The sequence below is a fragment of the Meiothermus sp. genome, assembly GCF_025060375.1.
Taxonomy (GTDB): domain Bacteria; phylum Deinococcota; class Deinococci; order Deinococcales; family Thermaceae; genus Meiothermus.
In genome coordinates, this window is record NZ_JANXCG010000080.1 from 12,505 (window position 1) to 33,359 (window position 20,855).

Here is a 20,855-nt window from a genome sequence, read left to right on the forward strand (position 1 = left end):
CTAAGGGCGGGCCTTTGCCGGAAGAGGTAAGGAGATGGGCCTGACGTTAGCTGAAAAAATCCTTTCCCAAAGGGCTGGCCGGGAGGTGCGGGCAGGCGAGCTGGTGGTGGTGGAGGTGGATCAGGTGATGGTGGTGGACTCCATCGCCGGGAGCTTTTTCAAGCGGCTCGAGCAGCTCGGGGCTACCCCGCGCTTCCCTGAGAAGGTGGCCATCGTAATTGACCACGTGGCCCCGGCGGCCAATGTGGAGGTAGCCAAAGCCCAGAAGGAGATTCGCGAGTGGGGCAACCGCCACGGCTGCCGGGTCTTCGACGTAGGGCGGGGCATCTGCCATCAGGTCTTGGTGGAGGAGGGCCTGGCGCGGCCGGGGGGCATTGTGCTGGGCTCGGACTCGCACTCCACCACCTACGGCGGCATCGCTTGCTTTGGTACTGGGATGGGAGCCACCGACATCGCCCTGGCCGCGGCCTCGGGGCGCACCTGGCTCAGGGTGCCCGAGACGGTCAAGGTGACCTTCAAAGGGCGGCTGGCTCCCGGCACGACGGCCAAGGATGCGGCCCTGGAGATGGTGCGTGTCCTCACCGCCGACGGGGCCACCTACATGAGCGTTGAAATCCACTTGGTGGACGGGGCCGAATCCCTCACCCGCAGCCAGCGCTTGACCTTGGCCAACCTCACGGTGGAGGCCGGGGCCAAGTGTGGGCTGGTGGTGCCCAGCGGCGAGATTCTGGAGCTCTACGAGATACCCGACTGGCTCTACCCCGACCCGGATGCCACCTACGCTAAGGAGGTCGAAATTGACCTTGCAGCCCTCACCCCCCGGATCTCGGTGCCCTTCTACGTGGACAACGTGGAGGAGGTGGCCAGGGTTAAGGGCAAGCGGGTGGACCAGGTGTTTGTGGGCACCTGTACCAACGGGCGCCTGGACGACCTGCACGAGGTCGCGGCCATCCTCAAAGGCCGTAAGGTGGCGCCGGGGGTGCGGATGCTGGTCATTCCGGCCTCCTCGCAGGTGCTCGAGGCTGCCGCTGCCGACGGCACCCTGCTCACCCTGCTGCAGGCTGGGGCCACCATCGGCACCCCTGGCTGTGGGCCCTGCATGGGGCGGCACCAAGGGGTGCTGGCCCCGGGCGAGGTTTGCGTGAGCACCTCCAACCGCAACTTCAGGGGGCGCATGGGGGCGGCGGATGCCGAGATTTACCTGGCTTCGCCCAGGGTGGCTGCAGCCAGTGCGGTGGCGGGGTACATCACCACCCCGGAGGAGCTGGAGGTGGGCCGTGCCTAGGGTCTGGAAGTTTGGCGACGCCATCAACACCGACGACATCCTGCCCGGCAAGTATGCCCCCTTCATGGTGGGGGAGGACAGGTTCCACACCTACGCTTTTGCCCACCTACGGCCCGAGTTTGCCTCAGGGTTTCGCCCGGGCGACATCCTGGTCTGTGGCCGGAACACCGGGCTGGGCTCTTCCCGCGAGTACGCTCCAGAGGCCCTGCGCAAGCTGGGCCTGAGGGCCATCATTGCCAAGAGTTACGCCCGCATCTTCTACCGCAACTTGGTGAACCTGGGTATTGTGCCCTTTGAGGCGCCGGAGGTGGTAGACGCGCTGGAGGACGGCGACGAGGTGGAGCTGGATTTGGAGAGGGGCGTTTTGCGGCACGGGCCGGATACCTTCCAGCTTACCCCCCCGCCGGATTTTCTGCTGGAGGCCTTGAAAGAGGGGAGCATACTGGACTACTACCGCAAGTACGGCCGGTTTCCCGGAGAGGGCAGGGGAGGGTAGACTGGGGGGGTTGAGGTCTGTATGGAAGACCTAGAGGTAATTTGCCCGGTATGCCGCGAACCCAACTTCGTCCCTCCCGAAGACCTGGAGGAGCTTACGCCCGAGGACTACCTTGAGTGCGAGTCCTGTGGGGCTTATCTGCAAATTCTCTCCACCGACCCCTTGGAGGTGGCGGTCATTGAGGACGGCGAGGAAGGGCTTTTCGTGGACTGCCCGGAATGTGGCCTGACCTTTGAGCTGGACAGCGAAGAGGAGGAAGCGGTCTGCCCGGAGTGCGGCCACCGCTTCGAGCCGGACTGGGCGGGGTTGGAGGAGGAAGAAGAGGACTACTGAGTGGGGTTTTTGTGGGGAGGAGCGCCTGGGAGGCGAAATTTTCCGCTGTGGATGGGCGCCAGCCCTTAAGCGAATAGGAGGAAATGGAGATGACAGCCGAGTGTGTGGAGTGTGGGAGTGAGGTAGAGCTGAACGACCCTGAGCTGGGGGAGCTGGTGGTTTGCGAGACCTGTGGGGCAGAGCTTGAGGTGGTGGGTCTGGAGCCCCTCAGGCTTCAGGCGGCCCCCGAGGAGGCAGAGGACTGGGGAGAGTAGCCTAGGTCTTGCTGGCTTCTCCCCGCTTTTTGCCTATGTTGGCCATCCTTTACGACCGCATCCGTCCCGACGAGGAGCTGCTCTTTAGGGCTGCCGAGGGTCTGGGCATCCCTTTTAGGAAAATTTACGCCAAGCAGTTGCCCATGAGGCTGGGGGAGCGGCCCCCAGAGCTGGAGGGTGTGACCTGTGCGGTGGAGCGGCTGGTATCGCAGAGCAAGGGCCTGGCGGTCGCGCGCTATCTGAAAAGCCTGGGGATTCCCGTGGTAAACGCGCCAGAGGTAATTGAGGTTTGTGGCGATAAGTGGGCCACGAGCTGTGCTCTGGCGGCCCACGGGGTGCCCCAGCCCCGGACGGTCTTGGCTACCGAGGCCGAGGGGGCCCTGAAGCTTGTGGAGGAGCTGGGTTACCCGGTGGTGATGAAGCCGGTGGTGGGGAGCTGGGGCCGCCTTCTGGCCAGGGTGAACGACCGCGACGCGGCCGAGGCCCTGCTGGAGCACAAGGAGGTGCTGGGGGGCTACCAGCACCAGCTCTACTACATCCAGGAGTTCGTCCGGAAGCCGGGGCGCGACATCCGGGCCTTTGTGGTGGGGGATGCCTGCATTGCGGCCATCTACCGCAGCTCCGAGCACTGGATTACCAATACTGCCCGCGGGGGCAAGGCCTCCAACTGCCCCGTTACCCCCGAATTGGCCGATCTGGCCGTGCGGGCAGCCAAGGCTGTGGGGGGTGGGGTGGTGGCCATTGATCTATTTGAGTCCGAGCAGGGGCTTTTGGTGAACGAGGTAAACCACACCATGGAGTTCAAAAACTCCGTGCACACCACGGGGGTGGACATCCCAAGGAAAATCCTGGAGTACGCTTGGGGTCTGAGGTAGATTGGGGGTATGCTCTATACCATCGGTCACTCCAGCCACAGCCCGGAGCGGTTTTTGGGGCTTTTGCAGGCCCACGGAGTAGAGGCGCTGGCCGATGTGCGCTCGAGGCCTTTTTCCCGGCAGTTCCCTCACTTCAACGCCCCCGAGCTGAGGGCTTTGCTAAAGGCTGTGGGCATCCTCTATGTGCCCATGGGCCGGGAGCTTGGGGGCCAGCCCCAAAGCGCGGAACTCTACGATTCTGAGGGGCACGCCGACTACGCCAAGATGTCCAGGACGGAAGCTTTCCGTAGCGGGCTGGAGAGGCTCCGGTGGGGAATGGAGCAGTACCGGATTGCCCTCATGTGCAGTGAGGAAAACCCCAGTGAGTGCCACCGCCGCCTGCTGGTGGTGCGGGTGTTGTGCGACGAAGACCCCGGGTTGTGCGCGCAGGTGTTCCACATACGGGGCAACGGCGAGCTGCAAAGCGAGCAGGAGCTTCGCCAAAAGGAGGCGTTGGAACAGCCCCTGTTCGGGGAGGTGCGGCCTTGGCGCTCACCAAAATCTATACGATCGGTTTCACCCGCAAGACTGCCGAGCAGTTCTTCGAGCTTCTGAAGCGGAATGGCATTCGCCGGCTCCTGGATGTGCGCCTGAACAACACCTCGCAGCTTGCGGGGTTCAGCAAAAGGGCCGACCTGGCCTATTTTCTGAAGCAGATTCTGGGGGCCGACTACCGGCACGAGCCGTTGCTGGCACCCAAAGGGAACCTTCTCAAGGCCTACCGGAAGGGGCAGATAGGCTGGCCTGAATACGAGGCCGGTTTTCTCTCCCTAATGCGGGAACGGCAGGTAGAGCAGCGGCTCGACCGGGGTTTGTTCGCCCAGCCTACCGTGCTGCTGTGTAGTGAACCAACGGCGGAGCGGTGCCACCGCCGGTTGGCGGCGGAGTACCTGGCCCAGAGGTGGGGTGATGTGGAGGTGATTCACCTTTGAAGCTGGTTATCACTCACCTGACCCGCATGGGTTATCCGAGGGTGTGCGTTGCGGGCATTGAACCCGTGTCCGGAAGGTATATCCGACCGGTGACGGGGAGAGAGGAGCCGCTAACCCTAGATGCGGTGCACTCGGGCCTGCTCCGGTTGGGGCAGGTGATTGAGCTGGGGCCTTGCAGGGTAGGGGGAAGGCCGCCGGAAGTAGAGGATTGCTGGTTTAGCCTGGGGAAGGCTCAAGTCGTGGAGCAGCTAAGCCCCAAGGCCTTCTGGTCAAGGCTGGAAGCCTCGGCCCAAGGGAGCCTTGCTGAGGTGTTCGGGGAGGGGCTTCGTCCCCACCGGACCACCCTAGCCTTGCCCGCGGGTACCGGGAGGGCTTCACTGGGCGACCTGAGGGTGGAGGGTCTTCGTCTTAGGGTGGAGGTGCACCAAAACCAGGCCAGTTTACGGGCGCACTTTAGGGTTTCGGACTGCCCGGATGAGCTTAGCGTTGCTGTGGTCGACCTTCGCTTTTATAAGGCGTGGGGTAGCTGTGGGTATCGCTTGGATGTGGGAAAGGTTAACTGGGTCAACCGCGCCCTGCGGAGCTCGCGGGCGATTCTGAGCGTGGGGCTGAGCCGGGCCAAAGCTTTGGGGGGTCAGGAGCCCTTGCACTGGCTTCAGGTCAACGGGGTGCACCTGGAATCGGACCCTCTTTGGGCACACTAAGGCCGGGCCCGGCTCTGTCCGATGGCGATGCCGCCAGCAATCGAGTGGGCCGCCCGCAGGGGCTCGGGAATGTGGGAGTGTACCGCCGGGTGCTGGAGGGCTTGCTCGGCCTGCCCCAGGGTTAGCCCGGCGCGCTGCACATAAACGCCGGCCCTGGCTTTTTGAATCAGGGGTCATTTCCGCTGGCCGCCGCGCACCTTGCGGAGGGCGGCTTTGGTGGAGGCAAGATTGGGCTTGTGCCTCGGAGGCCGCGGCCCATAGTCCGAGAGCGCTCGGATGTCCACCATGCTGAACCTGCCTAGGGCAGTGCCTTGTAGCAGAGTTGCAGACTGGGGTAGAACTTGGAGTGCCGGATCAGCTCGCTCAAAAACGGGTGTTGTTGCGCCCGTTCTGCCGAACCTGACCGCCAGCACGCCTTTCAGCCGCAGCCCGTTGTGCACCACCCCCACCACCCGCACGTTGCCCCGGTGATGGCGCTCGAAAATTCGTCAAAGCCGATTGCGCAGGAGAATCGGCCGATTTTCATAGGGGTGCTTATCGGGTATTCTAGTGCGTTGGTTGTATGAGCGAGAAGAAGACCGTTTCGATTGTGGGGGGCTCCGGCTACGCGGGGGGGGAGTTTTTGCGGCTGGCCTTGGGGCACCCTTACCTCGAGGTCAAGCAGGTGACCAGCCGCCGCTACTTGGGCGACCCCGTGAGCCTGGTCCACCCCAACCTGCGGGGCCGCACCCACCTGAAATTCGTAGACCCCGCCCAACTGGAGCCCTGCGACATCCTGGTGCTCTCTATGCCCCACGGGGTTGCCGCTAGGGAGTTTGAGAAGTATCGGGGTCTGGCGCCCGTCATTTTGGACCTCTCGGCGGATTTCCGGTTGAAGAACCTGGACCTGTACAGAAAGTACTACGGCGAGGACCACCCCCGCCCCGACCTTCTGGGCCAGTGGGTTTACGGCAACCCTGAGCTCTACCGGGAAGCCCTAAAGACTGCCGACCGCATCGCCTGCTGCGGCTGCAATGCTACTGCGGTTATCCTGGGCCTCTACCCGCTCCTGCGGGAGGGCCTGCTGGCCCCTGGGCCCATCTTCGCTACGGTGATGATCTCCACCAGTGCTGCTGGGGCCGAGCCCAGCCTTGCCTCGCACCACCCTGAGCGTGCGGGCAGCATCCGGGCCTACAAGCCTACCGGCCACCGCCACACCGCCGAGATCCGCGAGCACCTGCCGGGAAACCCCGAAGTTCACCTCACTGCAGTGGCCACCGACCGGGTGCGGGGCATCCTGATGACTGCCCAGACCTTTTTGCGCGAGGGCCTTACCGAAAAGGACGTGTGGGCCGCCTATCGCAAGGTGTACGGCGCGGAGCCCTTTATTCGCATCGTAAAACTCAAAAAGGGCGTCCACCGCTACCCTGACCCGGCGGTGGTGGAGGGGACCAACTACTGCGATGTGGGCTTTGAGCTGGAGGAGGACACCGGGCGGCTGGTGGTCATCTCGGCCATCGACAACCTGGTCAAAGGTACGGCAGGCCACGCCATCCAGAGCCTGAACCTGCGGATGGGCTGGCCTGAGACCACCGGCCTGGAGTTTCCCGGCTTGCACCCCTAGGTACCCTGAAGCCTCCTGTTGAGCCTGGCAGTTCGCGATGTGCGCCTCTTTCGGGGATAAGGGTGGGCCATGATTGTGGTGGGTAGCACCAATCCGGCCAAGCTGGAGCCCGTGCGCTTGGTGTTTTCGGAGCTTTTTCCGGGGCTGGAGGTTTGCGGGGTGGAGGTGCCGAGCGGGGTATCCGAGCAGCCTATTGGCTACGAAGAGACCCTGCTGGGGGCACGGAATCGGGCCAAGGCGGCCCTGGCCCAGCCGGGAGCCACCTGGGGGCTCGGCCTCGAGGCGGGGGTGGAGTTCAACGCCCAGGGGGCCTGGCTCTTCAACGTGGCGGTGATTCTCCGAGCGGATGGACGGTGGGGGATGGCCCGGGGCGGTTCGGTGTTGTTGCCGCCGCGGGTGGCCGAACGGGTGCGCGCAGGAGAGGAGCTCGGGCAGGTAATGGACGACCTGGTGGGCCGAAGGGGCACCAAACGGGGCGTGGGGGCGGTGGGCATCCTGACCCTTTCCCGCATCGAGCGGGTGGAGTTCTGGAGGCACACCCTCGAGCTGGCCTTGCCCCCCTTTTTGCGCCCGGAGCTGTACCCCCAGGCTGGGTATGATGGGGCTTTAGGGGTTGACCGATGATTGTGGTGAAAGTTGGGGGTTCGGAAGGCATCAACTACGAGGCCGTGGCTAAGGACGCAGCCCAGCTTTGGAAAGCGGGTCAGAGGCTGATTCTTGTCCACGGCGGCAGCAGCGAGACCAACAGGATAGCCGAGGCGCTGGGCCACCCCCCGCAGTTTCTCACCCACCCCGGCGGCCTGACCAGCCGCCTCACCGACCGCAAGACCCTGGAAATCTTCGAAATGGTCTACTGCGGCCTGGTGAACAAGCGCATCGTGGAGTTGTTGCAGCGGGAGGGGGTGAACGCGGTGGGCCTCTCGGGCCTCGACGGGCGCGTCTTCGAGGGCCGCCGCAAGGAAGCCGTAAAGTACGTAGAGAACGGCAAAATCAAGATTCACCGGGGGGACTACACGGGTTCGGTGGAGAGGGTGAACACCACTTTGCTGACCCTGCTTTTGGAGGCAGGTTACCTGCCGGTGCTCACCCCTCCGGCCATCTCCTACCAGGGCGAGGCCATCAACACCGACGGCGACACCGCGGCGGCCATGCTGGCGACGGCCTTCAAGGCCGAGGCTCTGCTGCTTTTGTCCAACGTGCCGGGCCTGCTGGCCAACTTCCCGGATGAGTCGAGCCTTATCCACGAGATTCCGGCAGACCGGGTGAGCGAGTACATGGGCGTGGCCCAGGGGCGCATGAAGAAAAAGGTGCTGGGCGCGGTGGAAGCGGTGCAGGGGGGGGTGGGCCGGGTGGTCTTCGGCGACGCCCGAACCCCAAACCCCATCTCGGCGGCGCTGGCGGGGAGGGGAACGGTGGTGCGCTGAAGCCCTAGCGGATGGCCTCGAGCCGGCTTCCGGGGTAGAAGTGCTCCAGGATTTGCCGGTAGCTGTAGCCTCGCTGGGCCAGGCCAAGAGCGCCGTACTGGCTCATTCCCACCCCATGCCCCAGGCCCCCGCCCCACAGCGTGAGGTAGAGCAGGTTTCCCTGGGGGTCCCGCTCCTCCACCAGGGCGAAGGCCGCGCTGGGCAGGAGGGGAAAGTTGAGGCGGGGTGGCCCTTGCCAGAGCTCGAGCAGCACATCCTGCCCCCCAGTGAATTCCTTGTTGGGGCGCAACAGGGCGCGGATGTGGGACTCCCGCCACACCACGTAGCGCCCGGTGCTGGTGGTGATCTGAAGCGCGCTCACATAGCCCCCCCGGCCCCGCCTCAACACCGCCATTTCCCGGAGTTGGCCCAGGGTGAACCCAGGTGCATCGGGTGGGGGGGAGCCCTCCAGGGTTTCCACGTGCTCGGGCGCGACCCGGGCGCGCTCGGGTAGGGTGCGGGCCAGCAGGCGCTCCAGGTCCAGCCGCGAGAAGCGCACCCTCCAACGCCAGAAGGGCGAGCCGGCGTCGAGGAAGCCTGCCGGATTCCAGTTTTGGAAAAAGGCCTGGGCCTCCGCCTCATGCTCGAGCCGCCCGGCGGATGGGAGTCCCTGAGGGCGGGGCCTCAGGTAGGGCAGGGGAGCGCGCTCAGGCCAGACTTCCTCAATCCCAGCGGTGCTCCCGGGGCTGGTGGAGAAGTAGAAGGCCTGAATGGGCGCCCCAGAAAAGGTCAGCACCTGGCCTCGGGTTTCCTCCACCGCCCTGTCGCTGGCGGGCCTGGGTGGGGCTGCGTTGTAGGCTTGTTCGCTCACCGAGTCGCTCATGTCAGCCCCAAACCGCTTCCAGAACCCCTCGGCCTGGCGCCGGGTGTGGGCGTAGGTGCGGGCCGCAACGGCCTGTGCTTTGAGGGCTTCGGGGGGGAAGGAGGGGGGCATCTCGCTGGGAAGGACCCGCTTCAAGTAGCTTTCAAGGCCCACCTGGTTAACCAGCAAGAACCCTTCGGCTCGAGCCTCAATCCAGAGTTCCCCAGGGTAGGCCGGGCGCGAGGAATTGGGGAGGAGCAGCTGAAAGCTCACCGGCTGGGCCGGGTCAGCAGGGCGTAGCCGCACGAAGGGTGCCAGGTCGAATTGCAGCCCCTCAAAGTAGGCCGTCACCATCCCCTGACGCTTGCGGATGAGAAGGGGCCGTTCTGAGTGAAGGGTAACCACCGGCCGTAGCTGGCTTCGGCTGGGGCCGCTTAGAACCTGCAGGGGCCCTCCCACCGCTGCTACGCCCAGCTCGGGGAACAGGTAGCGATCGAACCCCTCCCTCTCCCCGTAGGAGAGGAGCACCCGCACCTCCGGTTCGGGAGGGGGAGGCTGGGGCCGCGGTGGGACCAGGGTAGCCCACAGCGCCAGCAACGCCCCGCCCACGACCATCCAGGCGCCCATCGGCTTACCCACCTCGGGGGCCTTCCTGCGGCGCTAGGAGGGCTGCAGTCCTCAGCCCACCCACCGCGTAGTGCACGTGGGCCAGCAGGGCCCGCTGCAGCGGCTCCAGGGGTCCTGCCTCCAGTGCCCGAACCGCCTCCGCCCCAGGTTTCCTGAGCACAGCCTCCAGCATTGCCATTCCCTCGCGCCCCAGGTATACCCCCTTTCCCTCACAGCGCCCGCCTTCCCAAAGGCAAAGCCCTGCTCCCCCCAGGTTGGGGGCCAGCCCCACCGCCTTGAGCATCCGCCAGGCCGACCACAGGAAGGCTACCTGGGGCCTGGGATGTTTGGCGATGCCCCTGAGTCCGGCGATGAGGAGGGGCCAGACCCGTGGGCCGGCCTCGGGAGAGGCGGTCTGGTAGGCCAGCTCGGCCAAAAAGCAGGCCAGCGGAAACCGCTCCGGCGCCTCCAGGCCCATGAGCCGCCCCACCAGCTCCACCTGGGTCAGGGTGGGCAGCTCGTTGCCGGGTTTCTGGTAGACCTGGTAGCGCAGGTGGTGGAAGAGCGAAAGCCGCCCACTGCGCCCTGTGGGCCGCTGGGCCTTGCGTGCGACAGCCTGGGCAGCCCCCTGGGGGCCGACCAAAAGGAGGATGAGGTCCCCCCCGGGCAGGGGTTTCCGGCCCACCACCAGGCCCTCGGCCATGCGGTAGCGCTCCACAGGTTACATGCTAAACCTTGTGCTATCCTGAAGCCATGAACGAGCGCACGCTGCAAGACATCCTTGAGTGGGTTGTGCTGGGCCTGCTCATCGCGGTGGCGGTGCTGGTGGTGCTGTGGGTGGGGGGCTGGCTCTTCACCTTTCTGGGCTCCCTTCTCAAAGGCCTCGCTGGGCTGGTTTGGGCCCTCTTGCGCGTGCTGGTTCCGGTTCTGATTGTGGCCGCAGCGGTCTACTTTGTGGTGCGCTTCCTCCAAAAACCCAAAACGGCCTAGAAGGTGCCCCCGGGGGCCGCTCCGCGGTATGCTAGGCCTCGGCCATGCATCCCGGTCCCTACAACGCCATCACCGATGTGCCCGGCATTCAGGTAGGCCACCACACCGACCTCGAGCACCTCACCGGGGTTACGGTGGTCTGTCCCCAAGGGGGCGCGGTGGCGGGGGTGGACGTGCGCGGGGGTGCGCCCGGTACCCGGGAGACCGACCTTCTAGACCCGGCCAACCTGGTGGAACGGGTGCATGCCGTGGTGCTGGCTGGGGGAAGCGCTTTTGGCCTAGAGGCCGCTGCCGGGGTGGTGCGCTACCTGGAGGAGCGCGGGGTGGGCTATCCGGTGGGCGAGGCTGGGGTAGTGGCCCGGGTGCCCATCGTGCCCGCAGCGGTCATCTTTGACCTGATGGTGGGTAGCCCCAAGGTGCGCCCCACCGCGGAGGATGGCTACCGTGCGGCGGAGAACCTGAAGGGCGGCGCGGTGGCCCAAGGGACGGTGGGGGCCGGTGCCGGTGCCCGCACCGGCGGCCTCAAGGGAGGGGTGGGCACAGCCAGCCTGATGTTGCCCGGGGGCAGGGTGGTGGGGGCCCTGGTGGTGGTCAACGCCTACGGGCGGGTCCACGACCCGAAGACCGGGGAGTTATACGCGCGCTACCTCGAGGTCGCAGGCGAATTCCGGCTAAAGCGCCCCCCACAGCCCCTTACCCCTCCCGACCATACCGAAGCGCCGCTTTCCCCCTTTCCGAGGCAGACCGTAATTGGCTGTGTGGCGGTCAACGCCCGGCTGAACAAGGCCCAGGCCCAGCGAATTGCCCAGATGGCCCACGACGGGATTGCCCGAGCCATCCAGCCGGCCCATACCCTTTTCGACGGGGATACCCTCTTCTGTTTGGGCACCGGTGGCGATCCCGTGGACAGCCCCGCCGAGCTTAGCCTTTTGGGGGCGGTGGCCGCCGATGTGGTGGCCCGGGCCATCGTACACGGCGTGCTGCACGCCCGCTCAGCAGGGGGGCTGCTCTCCTACCGTGCGCTCTACGAGGGAGCCGATGGGTAGGCGAGAGCTGGCCCTGGAAGCTGCCAGGGCGGTGGACGCGGAGGAGCTGATCCGGCTTACCCAGGCCCTGGTGCGCATCGAGAGCTACTACCCAGGTCCCGGGGAGGCCCCGGTGGTGGCCTACCTGGAGCCCTACCTGCGGGCTCGAGGTTTCCGGACCACCGTCCAGGAGGTGGCCCCGGGAAGGCTCAACCTCATCGCCGACCTTGGCGAGGGGCCAGGGGGGCTGATCCTGGAGGGCCACGCCGATGTGGTGACCCACGGCGAGCTATCCCAGTGGAGCGTTCCACCCTACGAGGGCCGCATCGTGGGGGGGCGTATCTACGGGCGGGGGGCCTGCGACATGAAAGGGGGGTTGGCGGCCGCGGTTGTGGCTGCCCAAGCTGTGCGGCGGGCCCTGGGGGAGCCTGGGCGAACCCTTCGTCTTTGCATCGCCTGCGATGAAGAAGGGTTGATGAGCGGGATCAAGGCCTTTATTCGGGCGGGCTACGCTCAGGGCTTCAGAGGGGCTATTGTGTGTGAGCCTGAGGAGAACCGGGTTTGCCTGTGGCAGAAGGGGGCCATGCGGGTCTGGGTGGAGTTTTGGGGGAAGATGGCCCATGGGGCCATGCCCTACGCAGGGGCAAACCCGATTCCCTCAGCCTCGAGGTTCGTGCTGGCCCTGCAGGGGTTGCAGAGGGCTTTGCAGGCTGAAAGCCAGCACCCCTACCTGGGCCTGCCCTGGATTACCCCCACGGTCTTCGAGGCCCGGGCCGGGGAGGACCAGTTCAATGTCATACCGGGCCAGCTCCGGCTGGGGCTGGACGTTCGCACCAACCCCGACCAGGCCCACCTAGAGCTTCGCAGGCGCATGGAGGGGCTGTTGCAGGAGAGCCTCGAGCCAGGGATTCGGGCGACCCTCGAGGTTTTTGAGGACCGGCCGGCCACGGAGACCCCCCGGGAGGCCGAGGTGGTGCGGGCTGTGGAGGAAGGCCTTGGGCTCTTGGGCCTGCCCCTGCGCTATGGGGGGGTTCCAGGGGCCACCGACGGGACATTCCTCGCGGCCTGGGCCGGGCTGCCCGTGGTGGTCCTGGGCCCTGGAGGCCAGACCGTTCCCCATCAGGCCGACGAATTTATTGAGATTGAAGAGCTGATTGCAGCGGCCCGAATTTACGCGGCCGCAAGTGCCCTGATGCTTTGGCCGTAGACTGGAGCAGATGGGCTGGCTCAGCTTTGACCTGGATGGCACCCTGGCCGACTGGCCCTTTCGCCGGGTTGTCCGGCCCTGGTTGGAGCCCTTCCTGGCCCAGCCGGAGGTTCGCCGGGCCCTGCGCGAGGAGTACCTGCGAAGGCTTGCCCAGGGCAGCCCGGCGGCTTTTGACTGGGGCGACATCCAGCGCACCGTGGCCCAGAGGCTGGACCTGAAGCAGCCCTTTCCAGACCTGGAGAGGCTTTTGGGTGAGGTGGAGCTCCACCCCAGCCTCCTCTACCCCGAGGTGCTTTCCGCAGTTCGCGCCTTGCGGGCCTTGGGCTACCGCATTGCCGTTGCTACCAACGGCCTGGCCCGCTACCAGCGGGTTTTGCTGGATCGGCTCGGCCTGCCCTACGACCGATTGCTGGCCCCCGACCTCACCCAGACCATCAAGCCCAACCCATCGTTCTGGTCTTCCCTGGACGGGGCGGCTGCGCAGCTGGTTCACGTAGGCGACCTGCTCAGCCAGGATGTCTGGGGAGCTCAACAAGCTGGGATTCTGGCGGTCTGGGTGTGGCGGGAGATGCCGCCGGACTGGCGGAGGACCCCCCCTGCGGAACGTGCTAGGAGGCCCGATGTGGAGGAGGTGGTCGCAGCCCAGCTACGGATCGAACTGGAGGAACACGGCCTCGCCCCTCACTTGAGGCCCCAGGGCTTGCCCCGGCCCGACTACGTGGTGGCCGATCTGGGGGAGCTGGTTGGGTTGCTGGAGATGGGGGTGGGGGCTTGATGGGCAGATGAACCTACGCCCTCCTAGGCTTTGGCTTAGACTGGAACGGGCGCCTATGGACCCCCATCCGCAAACCGATTGGAACGTTGTGCCTCCGCAGGAGCCCCGGCCGGTCCAGCCCTCCGGGCCCCAGACCTACCGGCTGGAGTTTCGGGGGAGTGCGGAGGAGTTCTTCCGCATCTGGATTGTCAACATCGTGTTGAGTGTGCTCACCCTGGGGGTCTATTACGCCTGGGCCAAGGTGCGGGCCCGGCGCTACCTCTACGCCAACACCTACCTGGCAGGCCACCCCTTTGAGTACCTGGCCGAACCCCTGCCCATCCTGCGGGGTAACCTGGTGGTGGCGGCGGGCTTAGGGCTTTACTACCTCGTCAACAGCCTCTACCCAGAGCTTGGCCTTTTGGTGCTGGCTGGAGGGTTTGCCCTGCTCCCTTGGGTTGTTTACCAGACCCTGCGCTTTACCGCCCACAACTCGGCCTACCGAGGCATTCGCTTTGGTTTTTGGGGTGGCCTTCGGGAGGCCTATTCCCGCTACTTCTGGCTGGGCCTTCTTGCCCTCCTCACCCTGGGTCTGGCCACCCCCTACGTGCGCTTTCGCCAACGTCAGTACATCTACGGCCACATCGCTTATGGAACCACCCGCTCCCGTTTTTCAGGCCAGTTGGGGTTCTTCTGGGCGGTCTATCTGAAGGCGGTGGGCTTGGCGCTGCTCCTTTACTTTGGGGCTGGCCTGCTGGTTGGGCTGGGGGTGGAGCTGGCCCCACCCGCTGCTGTAGACCTCCTTTCCATCCCAGCCCTGGGCCTGCTCGCCTTTCTGGTCTTGGTGGTCGTTCAGCAGTATGTCTATGCCAGGCTGGCCAATCACACCTGGAGCCACACCGCTTTAGGGCCGGTGCGCCTCCAGGCCCGTTTGCGGGCCCGTGACCTGGTTTGGATCAGCCTCACCAACCTGCTGTTCATTGCCCTTACCCTCGGACTGGCCATTCCCTGGGCTAAGGTGCGCTACCTGCGGTATGTGCTAGAACACCTGGAGGTGCGGAGCGAGGCTGACCTAGACGGCTTCGTAAGTGCTGAGGGGTCAGGCCGGGTGGCTGGCCTAGGCGAGGCCGCTACGGATATTCTGGGCTTGGAGATGGGTCTTTAGGGAGCCCAGTCCTATGGAAGTTCCCTTTAGGGCTACCTACTTCGACGGGAAAAGTGCCCGGGCCTGCCCAGTAGAGGTGCTTTACGATGGGCGGCGGCTTCGGGTGAAGGGGGAGGGGGTTGCCCTGGAACTCTACCTGGAGGAGTGCCGTATTGCCCCGCCCTTGGGGAGAACCCGGCGGGTGGTGGTGCTTCCAGGTGGAGGCCGGCTGGAAACCGACGACCAGGAGGCCATCCGCCGGCTAGAAAAAGAGACCGGACAGAACCTGGGCCAGCGCCTGGTGGACGCCCTCGAGCGCCGCTGGCCGTGGGTGCTGGCCTTGCTGGTGGTCCTGCTGTTGTTTGGCTGGGCCTTTTTACGCTGGGGCCTGCCTGCTGCGGCCCGGCAGGCGGCCCTCCTTACCCCTATGGGTGTGGTCGAGTCCATAAGTGAGCAGGCCCTGAGGCTTTTGGACGACCAGTTCCTAGCCCCCTCCCAGCTTGGCCCCGGGCAGCGCCAGGAGCTGGAGGCCCTTTTCCGGGAGGTGGTGGTCTGGATGGGAGGAGGGTACCCCTACCGCTTGGAATTCCGGGCCAGCCCCCAGCTTGGTCCCAACGCCCTGGCCCTGCCCTCGGGGGTGGTGGTGCTGACCGACGAGCTGGTGGCCTTGGCAAAAGACCACCGGGAACTGGAGGGGGTGTTGGCCCATGAGGTGGCCCACGTACTGCACCGCCACAGCCTGCGCCAGCTTTATCAGGGTGCGGGGCTTTATGTGGTGATCGCGCTGGCCTTGGGGGATGTGGTCTCTGCCACCTCGCTGGCGGCCAGCCTACCCCTACTCCTCCTGCAGAGTGGCTACAGCCGGGCCTACGAGCTCGAGGCCGATGCTACCGCTGGCGCTTACCTGATGAGGCGCCACGGCACCACCGCGCCCCTTCAGACCATTTTGTTGCGCCTGGAGGCCTCCTCTGGCAAGGTTGCTCTGCCTGGCTACCTCTCTACCCATCCATCCACCCCCGAGCGGGTGGAGCGTTTGCGGCGTCTTGAGCAGGGCAGGCCCTGAGTACCCCGAAGGGAGCTTTTGCTCTGGTAGCCGAATCTTGGGTTAGCGCGGCGCAGTGCGTTTTCGGGTGCTCAGTAGCCCAGCCCAAAAAGGGCGTGCAGGGTTTTGAAAAACCCCTCGGCGTAGCCTTCTGCAATCTGCAGGCGGCTGTGGCTCAGGGTAAGCTTGGCCTCGAGCAGGGCGGTGGGTTGGCTGGGGATCTCCACCCCCAGGGCGAGCTGCCCCCCGATTCCTCCCAGGTGGTAGAAGCGAGGGTCGCCGTCCACGCCCCAGGCTTGGTTTCGTACCACCGATTCGGGATGGGGAATCACCACCCCCAGCCCCAGCCGCGGGACGAGCCGAAGGCCTTCCAGCCCGGACCCGTAGGCCAGGTTGAGGAGGAGGTAGTTGAAGCCGTCGGTCGCGTTGAGCTGTTGCACGACCCCGCTGCCATCCCCTACCCAGTAGAGTTTTTGGTGAATGAGCTCCAGCTCGTAGCGCAGGCCGGCGGGGTTGCCCACCCACAGCCGGGCAGCGTAGTAGGGGAAGGGCTCAAAATCCCGCCCCTCAAAATGGGCCTCCTCCACATGTACTGGGTAGCCTTGCTGGACCACCCGCAGCTCTACCGGCGCATTGAGGGTGAGCCCAAGGGCTACCTGAAAGCCCCAGCTTTGGGCTGCCGCTGTTCCCATTCCTGCCAGGAGGGCCAGGAGCGCGCGCATGCCTTACGCTAGAACCAGGCTGTGAGAGGAGGCTTAAAATAAAAGCTGCGGCTTTTGCCGCTGATGCTTTTAACCTACCACGATATGCGCTATACGTCAAGCCTATGCGCCGCTGGGCGGTTGTAAGAAGGGGGAAAGCGTGTGCCCTGGATTCTACCCCGGTGAGAGCCCTCGGATTGCCAGCCGGATTGCGGGGCGCTCAGCAAGGGGGCTTTGGCCGGCATCGCGGATGGTGGGTTCCCACATGGCGAATTGGTTTTTGCGAACGTTTTGGGTATTGGGCGAGCAGCCTCAGCAGGCTCTTTGAACCCGGGCGGCATTCTTTAGGGGCTGGTGGGCGCGGGGCTGCTCATCTTGGTCTGGTGAGCCCCGGGCCTTCCCCGGTGAGGGCGTGTCAGCCCAGGCAGGAGCTTGCCTTGTTAACCTGTAAAGGGTAATTTGGTTGACATGCTGCCCCTGCTGGACCACCTGAGTGGGCGCTACCAGAGCGGCCAGGCCCTAGCCCAAAGGCTGGGCGTGAGCCGGACAGCTGTCTGGAAGCAGGCCCTAGCGCTGCGGGCACAGGGCTACCCAGTAGAAACCCAGCGGGGCTGGGGGTATCGCCTGGCCCCAGGTAGCCCCACCCCGCAGGCCCTGGAAGCCCTCCGCGAGGGCCGCTTTGGGGCCTTCTATGCCTACTTGGGCACGGTGGAGAGCACCCAAGAGGTGCTTAAAGGCTGGGCCCTGGATGGGGCTGAAGAGGGGGCGGTGGTCCTGGCCGAGCGCCAGCTCAAGGGGCGGGGCCGGCGGGGCCGGACCTGGATCAGCGGGTCTGGGAAGAGCCTTACCTTCTCCGTATTGCTGCGCCCCACCCTACCCCTTTCGGCCCTGGCCCTCATCCCGCTGGTAGCGGGTCTGGCCCTGCGCGAGGCGGTGGGCGTGGGGGGGCTGAAGTGGCCCAACGACTTGCTCGCCCCTGATGGGAGAAAGCTGGCAGGTATCTTGCTGGAGGCCCAGGTAAGCGGGGAGGAGGTGGCCTATGTCCTCTTGGGGGTAGGCCTCAACGTGCACCAAGCCCCGGGCCTGCCTCCTGAGGCCGCCGCCTTGGCGGAGTTCGTGGAGGTTTCCCGGGTGGAGGTGCTGGCCCGCTTCCTCAGCCGGCTCGAGGCTCGCTACGCCGAACTCCACCGGAATCCTCAGGGCTTCCTACTGGACTACAAAGCCCTAAGCTGTACCCTAGGGCGGCCAGTAAGGGTGCAAACCCCCCAGGGCGAGGTGCGCGGGGTGGCCACCGATCTGTCCCCAGACGGCTCGCTGGTGGTGGAGGGTCAGGGGCAGACCTGCCAAATTGGCGCAGGTGATGTGGAGCTTATTGGTTATGCAGGAGGAGTACCGTGAATCCAACCCAGAGTCTGCCATACCTACCCTTGTCCAAGTCGCTTTTCCCGGTCCGTAGCCTCACCCGCGACGGGCTTTTGGTCCTTGGGGGAAGCCTCTTCCTGGCCCTTTTATCCCAGGCGGTCATCCCTTTGCAGCCGGTGCCCATCACCCTACAAACCCTGGGGGTGCTCCTGGTAGGAGCGGCCTTGGGCAGCCGACTGGGATTTTTAGCGGTGGTGGCTTACCTTTTGGAGGGCTTGATCCTTCCGGTTTTCGCGGGGGGGGCCACCTGGTTTCACCCACGAATCCCCTTTACTGCTGGGTACCTGCTGGCTTTTCCCTTCGCCGCCTACCTGGTGGGCTATCTGGTGGAGCGCTATGGCGCGGACCGGAGCGTGCTCAAGACCTTCCTGTCCATGCTGTTGGCCAACCTGCTTATCTACGCGGTGGGCGTGACCTGGCTGGGCTTTGCCCTCTCGGGGGTGGGGCGCTACGCGGGGGTCTGGGGGGTTTTGCAGGCTGGGATGTTCCCCTTCCTGGTGGGTGACCTGCTCAAGGCTGCCCTGGCCGCGGCGCTGCTCCCTATTGCTTGGCGGCTGGTCCGTCGTTAGGTGGGCCCTTCTGCCTCCCCCCACCCGGGGGGAGGTCCTCCTTTTGGAAGGACCCCTTTGCAGCCCAGCGCAGCACCCAGGGCATCAGCAGGCCATAGGCTCCCCCGACTAAAAGCGCTATCGGTAGCCCCAACAGGAGTGCCCCAAAAAAGCCTACCTTTGGAATCTGGACCACCAGGGTAAGGACCCAGGCGATAGCCCCAACCATGGCGATTTCTTGGGGGTGTATCCTCATCTCGCCTCGAGCTGCTCTGCCAGGTAGACCAGGGCCATCTTGTAGGAAAGAGGGCCAAACCCCGAGATAATCCCCCTGGCCGCTGCGGCGGTAACCGAGTGCTGGCGGTAGGCCTCGCGGGCGTGCAGGTTGGAAAGATGCACCTCCACCACCGGCAGCCGCTGGCCCCGGATGGCGTCTAGAAGGGCAATGGAATAGTGGGTGAGGGCCCCCGGATTCAGGACGATGGCCTGGAAGCCCTCTTCGGCGGCTTGCTGAACCCACTCTACAAGCTGCCCTTCAAAGTTGGATTGGCGGCAGACCACCCCCAGGCCCAGCTCTGCCCCCCAGGCCGCGCAGAACTCCTCCAGCTCTTCTAAGGTGGTGCTACCGTAGATTTCGGGTTCGCGCCTGCCCAGCAGGTTTAGGTTGGGACCATTCAGAACCAGGATCATCCGGCCTCCATGGTAGCGAAGGGCGGCTCGAGAAAGCAACGACGGACGGGCCAGGCTCAAGCGCCGAGTTCCCGGCTCACGCCTTCGGCGGTCTCCACCACCCACCGCGCTACCTCAGGAATGCGCTCCTCCGGTAGGTATACAGCGGCGGTGGAAATGCTCACCGCAGCCACTGCTTCGCCATTACCGTTGAAGATGGGTGCGGCGATACAGCGCACCCCTGTTTCGTTCTCTTCTAGGTCAAGGGCGTAGCCCCGTTTCCGGGTCTGCTCAAGCTCGGCCTCGAGCGTGGCCCAATCGGCAATACTACGTTCAGTTCGACGCAGACCGGGCATGAAAGCTGCTTTTTGGCGTTCCCTGGCTTGCCAGGCCAGCAGGGCCTTGCCCAAGGCGGTGGACTGGGCGGGAAAGCGTGCGCCTATCTGAGAGGCTAGCTGAAGCTCCCGATGTCCGGGAAGTTTATCGATGTAGACCACTTCTTGCCCATCCAGCACGGCTAGGTGTACGGTTTCACGGGTGGCGTTGCGTAGGCGCTCGAGGTGGGGCCGGGCCAACGTAGGCAGGTGGAGCTGGCCGTAGGCCCGGAAACCCAACCGGATGAGCTTGGGTCCCAGGTGGTAACCCTTGCGCGGTTCGTGCCGCAGGTAGCCTGCTGCGACCAGGGTGCTGAGGATGCGATGGGCGGTGCTTTTGTGAAGCCCCAAAGCCCTTGCCAGCCCTTCCAGGTCGTGGACTCCCTCAGCAACTTTCTCCAAGAGCCAGAGCCCCCGTAACAGCGTCTGCGCCCCTCCTGCCTCGGAGCTTTTGGACAATGGCCGCGCTTTTTGCATGATGGTTACCCCTTCCTTGCCCAGCGACTGGTCCCATTATATGGGATTTCAAAAGTTCCTTATCCAGCGATAATTTAGCCAGAGTTGACAATATTTGAAACTTAATGTTATTTTTTGAGACAAAAGGAGGCACAATATGCTCAAGTTTTTGGCTGGTTTGGCAGTTCTGTCCTTGGGGCTGGTTTGGGGTGCGCCCACCTACACTTTGCGCTACAACCACGTGCTGGGACCCAACCACCCCTATCACGCGGCCTTGCAGCAGTGGGCGCAGCGGGTTTCTGAGCGAACTAACGGGGACTTGCAGATCCTCGTTTTCCATAGCGCTCAGCTGGGGGTGGAGGAAGATATCATTGAGCAGCTCCGCCAGGGGGTGCCGGTTGGGCAGAATACCGATGGGGCCCGCCTGGGCAACTACGTGCGAGAGTTTGGGGTTTTCAACGGCCCTTACTTTGTGGACAGCTACCAGACGGTAGAAAGGCTGGTGCGTCTCCCCGTTGTCCAGACTTGGACCGACCGGCTGGCTAACCAGTACGGCATTCGGGTTCTGTGCTTTAACTGGGTACAAGGCTACCGCCATTTCATGACCAACAAGCCTATACGAACCCCTCAGGACCTCCAGGGTCTGCGGATCCGTACCCCACCGGCACCGGTCTGGCAAGAGTCGGTACGAGCTTTGGGTGCTACTCCGGTGGCCCTTCCCTTCGGAGAGATTTACAGCGCCTTGCAACAGCGGGCCATTGACGGAGTTGAATTGGTCTACGCCAACATCCCGGACATGAGCCTATGGGAGGTAGTGCGCTACGTGAACGAGACCAAACACTTTCTGCTCATCAACTTCCAGGTGGTGGGCGAGGCTTGGTTCCGTCGCCTTCCCGCCAACTACCGAAACATCCTCACCGAGGAGTGCCGAAGGGCGGGTCAGGCGGTTTCCCGGCAGATAGAGGAGAACGAGGCCCGCATCAAGCAGGATATCCAGCGTCGCGGGATGACCATCGTGAGTGACATCAACCTGACCCTGTTCCAACAGGCGGGACTGGCCGCCTACCAGCGGTTGGGCATCTTTGATGTGCGTCGGCTGATTTACAGCCAGCTTGGGCTGGAGCGCTAAGT

26 protein-coding genes are annotated in these 20,855 nt (G+C 64.7%); 20 read left to right on the forward strand and 6 right to left on the reverse strand.

The genetic code is table 11. The features are described from left to right. Window positions 1-34 precede the first annotated feature (34 nt). The 8 genes from NZ849_RS09540 (at window position 35) to NZ849_RS09575 (ending at window position 4,918) form a co-directional block, all read left to right on the forward strand. Entirely contained in the window at window positions 35-1,285 is a 1,251-nt protein-coding gene (locus tag NZ849_RS09540; RefSeq protein WP_295406533.1) for a 3-isopropylmalate dehydratase large subunit, read from the forward strand. Then, window positions 1,278-1,781 (forward strand): homoaconitate hydratase, encoded by a 504-nt coding sequence (locus NZ849_RS09545; protein ID WP_295406537.1) that lies wholly within the window; start codon window positions 1,278-1,280, stop codon window positions 1,779-1,781. Before NZ849_RS09540 ends, NZ849_RS09545 begins: the two co-directional genes overlap by 8 nt. A gap of 21 nt (window positions 1,782-1,802) precedes the next feature. After that, window positions 1,803-2,114 carry a paraquat-inducible protein A gene (locus tag NZ849_RS09550; protein WP_295406540.1) on the forward strand — a complete coding sequence of 104 codons (312 nt, stop codon included), beginning with the start codon at window positions 1,803-1,805 and terminating at the stop codon, window positions 2,112-2,114. 89 nt (window positions 2,115-2,203) lie between these two features. Next, window positions 2,204-2,368, forward strand: a complete 165-nt coding sequence (gene lysW, locus NZ849_RS09555; RefSeq protein ID WP_295406657.1) for a lysine biosynthesis protein LysW — start codon at window positions 2,204-2,206, stop codon at window positions 2,366-2,368. Between the two features lie 35 nt (window positions 2,369-2,403). After that, window positions 2,404-3,243 carry a lysine biosynthesis protein LysX gene (gene lysX / locus NZ849_RS09560; protein WP_295406543.1) on the forward strand — a complete coding sequence of 280 codons (840 nt, stop codon included), beginning with the start codon at window positions 2,404-2,406 and terminating at the stop codon, window positions 3,241-3,243. A gap of 9 nt (window positions 3,244-3,252) precedes the next feature. Next, complete coding sequence (locus tag NZ849_RS09565; protein ID WP_295406546.1) at window positions 3,253-3,837, forward strand: DUF488 family protein; 585 nt, start codon at window positions 3,253-3,255, stop codon at window positions 3,835-3,837. Then, on the forward strand, window positions 3,768-4,214 hold the full coding sequence (locus NZ849_RS09570; RefSeq protein ID WP_295406550.1) for a DUF488 family protein: 447 nt from the start codon (window positions 3,768-3,770) through the stop codon (window positions 4,212-4,214). Before NZ849_RS09565 ends, NZ849_RS09570 begins: the two co-directional genes overlap by 70 nt. Beyond that, window positions 4,211-4,918, forward strand: a complete 708-nt coding sequence (locus NZ849_RS09575) for a hypothetical protein (RefSeq protein ID WP_295406552.1) — start codon at window positions 4,211-4,213, stop codon at window positions 4,916-4,918. The genes NZ849_RS09570 and NZ849_RS09575 overlap by 4 nt, the downstream gene beginning before the upstream one ends. On the opposite strand, the gene NZ849_RS09580 is transcribed toward NZ849_RS09575, so the two are convergent. Next, window positions 4,915-5,058 carry a hypothetical protein gene (locus tag NZ849_RS09580; RefSeq protein ID WP_295406555.1) on the reverse strand — a complete coding sequence of 48 codons (144 nt, stop codon included), beginning with the start codon at window positions 5,056-5,058 and terminating at the stop codon, window positions 4,915-4,917. The two genes, NZ849_RS09575 and NZ849_RS09580, sit on opposite strands and share 4 nt — an antisense overlap. A 422-nt stretch (window positions 5,059-5,480) precedes the next feature. Here NZ849_RS09580 and argC point away from each other — a divergent pair, with 422 nt between their 5' ends. The 3 genes from argC (at window position 5,481) to NZ849_RS09595 (ending at window position 7,945) form a co-directional block, all read left to right on the forward strand. Further along, entirely contained in the window at window positions 5,481-6,521 is a 1,041-nt protein-coding gene (argC, locus tag NZ849_RS09585; protein ID WP_295406557.1) for an N-acetyl-gamma-glutamyl-phosphate reductase, read from the forward strand. 69 nt (window positions 6,522-6,590) lie between these two features. Continuing rightward, entirely contained in the window at window positions 6,591-7,145 is a 555-nt protein-coding gene (gene yjjX, locus NZ849_RS09590; RefSeq protein ID WP_295406560.1) for an inosine/xanthosine triphosphatase, read from the forward strand. After that, window positions 7,142-7,945, forward strand: coding sequence for a [LysW]-aminoadipate kinase (locus tag NZ849_RS09595; protein WP_295406563.1), 804 nt, complete (start codon window positions 7,142-7,144; stop codon window positions 7,943-7,945). The genes yjjX and NZ849_RS09595 overlap by 4 nt, the downstream gene beginning before the upstream one ends. 4 nt (window positions 7,946-7,949) lie before the next feature. On the opposite strand, the gene NZ849_RS09600 is transcribed toward NZ849_RS09595, so the two are convergent. Further along, a complete protein-coding gene (locus tag NZ849_RS09600) occupies window positions 7,950-9,413 on the reverse strand; it encodes a SpoIID/LytB domain-containing protein (protein ID WP_295406565.1) in 1,464 nt (487 codons plus the stop codon). Between the two features lie 4 nt (window positions 9,414-9,417). Next, window positions 9,418-10,110: a recombination protein O N-terminal domain-containing protein gene (locus NZ849_RS09605; RefSeq protein ID WP_295406568.1), complete on the reverse strand. Its 693-nt coding sequence runs from the start codon at window positions 10,108-10,110 to the stop codon at window positions 9,418-9,420. A gap of 35 nt (window positions 10,111-10,145) precedes the next feature. Here NZ849_RS09605 and NZ849_RS09610 point away from each other — a divergent pair, with 35 nt between their 5' ends. From NZ849_RS09610 to NZ849_RS09635, 6 genes are read left to right on the forward strand one after another with little or no spacing between them, the layout of a single operon-like run. Then, window positions 10,146-10,382, forward strand: a complete 237-nt coding sequence (locus NZ849_RS09610) for a hypothetical protein (RefSeq protein ID WP_295406571.1) — start codon at window positions 10,146-10,148, stop codon at window positions 10,380-10,382. Window positions 10,383-10,426: 44 nt separating this feature from the next. Continuing rightward, a complete protein-coding gene (locus NZ849_RS09615; RefSeq protein WP_295406574.1) occupies window positions 10,427-11,428 on the forward strand; it encodes a P1 family peptidase in 1,002 nt (333 codons plus the stop codon). Then, window positions 11,421-12,614, forward strand: a complete 1,194-nt coding sequence (locus NZ849_RS09620; RefSeq protein WP_295406577.1) for a M20 family metallopeptidase — start codon at window positions 11,421-11,423, stop codon at window positions 12,612-12,614. The genes NZ849_RS09615 and NZ849_RS09620 overlap by 8 nt, the downstream gene beginning before the upstream one ends. A gap of 10 nt (window positions 12,615-12,624) precedes the next feature. After that, the gene (locus NZ849_RS09625; RefSeq protein ID WP_295406580.1) at window positions 12,625-13,389 is read left to right on the forward strand and encodes an HAD family hydrolase; all 765 of its coding nucleotides are present in this window, start codon (window positions 12,625-12,627) and stop codon (window positions 13,387-13,389) included. A gap of 55 nt (window positions 13,390-13,444) precedes the next feature. Beyond that, window positions 13,445-14,533 carry a YjgN family protein gene (locus tag NZ849_RS09630; protein ID WP_295406582.1) on the forward strand — a complete coding sequence of 363 codons (1,089 nt, stop codon included), beginning with the start codon at window positions 13,445-13,447 and terminating at the stop codon, window positions 14,531-14,533. Window positions 14,534-14,546: 13 nt separating this feature from the next. Beyond that, window positions 14,547-15,575, forward strand: coding sequence for a M48 family metallopeptidase (locus NZ849_RS09635; protein ID WP_295406585.1), 1,029 nt, complete (start codon window positions 14,547-14,549; stop codon window positions 15,573-15,575). A gap of 71 nt (window positions 15,576-15,646) precedes the next feature. On the opposite strand, the gene NZ849_RS09640 is transcribed toward NZ849_RS09635, so the two are convergent. Further along, on the reverse strand, window positions 15,647-16,276 hold the full coding sequence (locus NZ849_RS09640; RefSeq protein ID WP_295406587.1) for a hypothetical protein: 630 nt from the start codon (window positions 16,274-16,276) through the stop codon (window positions 15,647-15,649). A 447-nt stretch (window positions 16,277-16,723) separates the two neighbouring features. Between NZ849_RS09640 and NZ849_RS09645 the strand changes: the two genes are divergently transcribed. Beyond that, window positions 16,724-17,653: a biotin--[acetyl-CoA-carboxylase] ligase gene (locus NZ849_RS09645; RefSeq protein ID WP_295406590.1), complete on the forward strand. Its 930-nt coding sequence runs from the start codon at window positions 16,724-16,726 to the stop codon at window positions 17,651-17,653. After that, on the forward strand, window positions 17,650-18,246 hold the full coding sequence (locus tag NZ849_RS09650) for a biotin transporter BioY (RefSeq protein ID WP_295406593.1): 597 nt from the start codon (window positions 17,650-17,652) through the stop codon (window positions 18,244-18,246). The genes NZ849_RS09645 and NZ849_RS09650 overlap by 4 nt, the downstream gene beginning before the upstream one ends. 231 nt (window positions 18,247-18,477) lie before the next feature. Here NZ849_RS09650 and aroQ read toward each other — a convergent pair whose 3' ends face one another. Then, a complete protein-coding gene (gene aroQ, locus NZ849_RS09655; RefSeq protein WP_295406595.1) occupies window positions 18,478-18,915 on the reverse strand; it encodes a type II 3-dehydroquinate dehydratase in 438 nt (145 codons plus the stop codon). Between the two features lie 56 nt (window positions 18,916-18,971). Beyond that, window positions 18,972-19,745: an IclR family transcriptional regulator gene (locus NZ849_RS09660; protein WP_295406599.1), complete on the reverse strand. Its 774-nt coding sequence runs from the start codon at window positions 19,743-19,745 to the stop codon at window positions 18,972-18,974. A gap of 136 nt (window positions 19,746-19,881) precedes the next feature. On the opposite strand from NZ849_RS09660, the gene NZ849_RS09665 reads away from it, so the two are divergent. Beyond that, window positions 19,882-20,853: a C4-dicarboxylate TRAP transporter substrate-binding protein gene (locus NZ849_RS09665; protein ID WP_295406602.1), complete on the forward strand. Its 972-nt coding sequence runs from the start codon at window positions 19,882-19,884 to the stop codon at window positions 20,851-20,853. Window positions 20,854-20,855 lie beyond the last annotated feature (2 nt).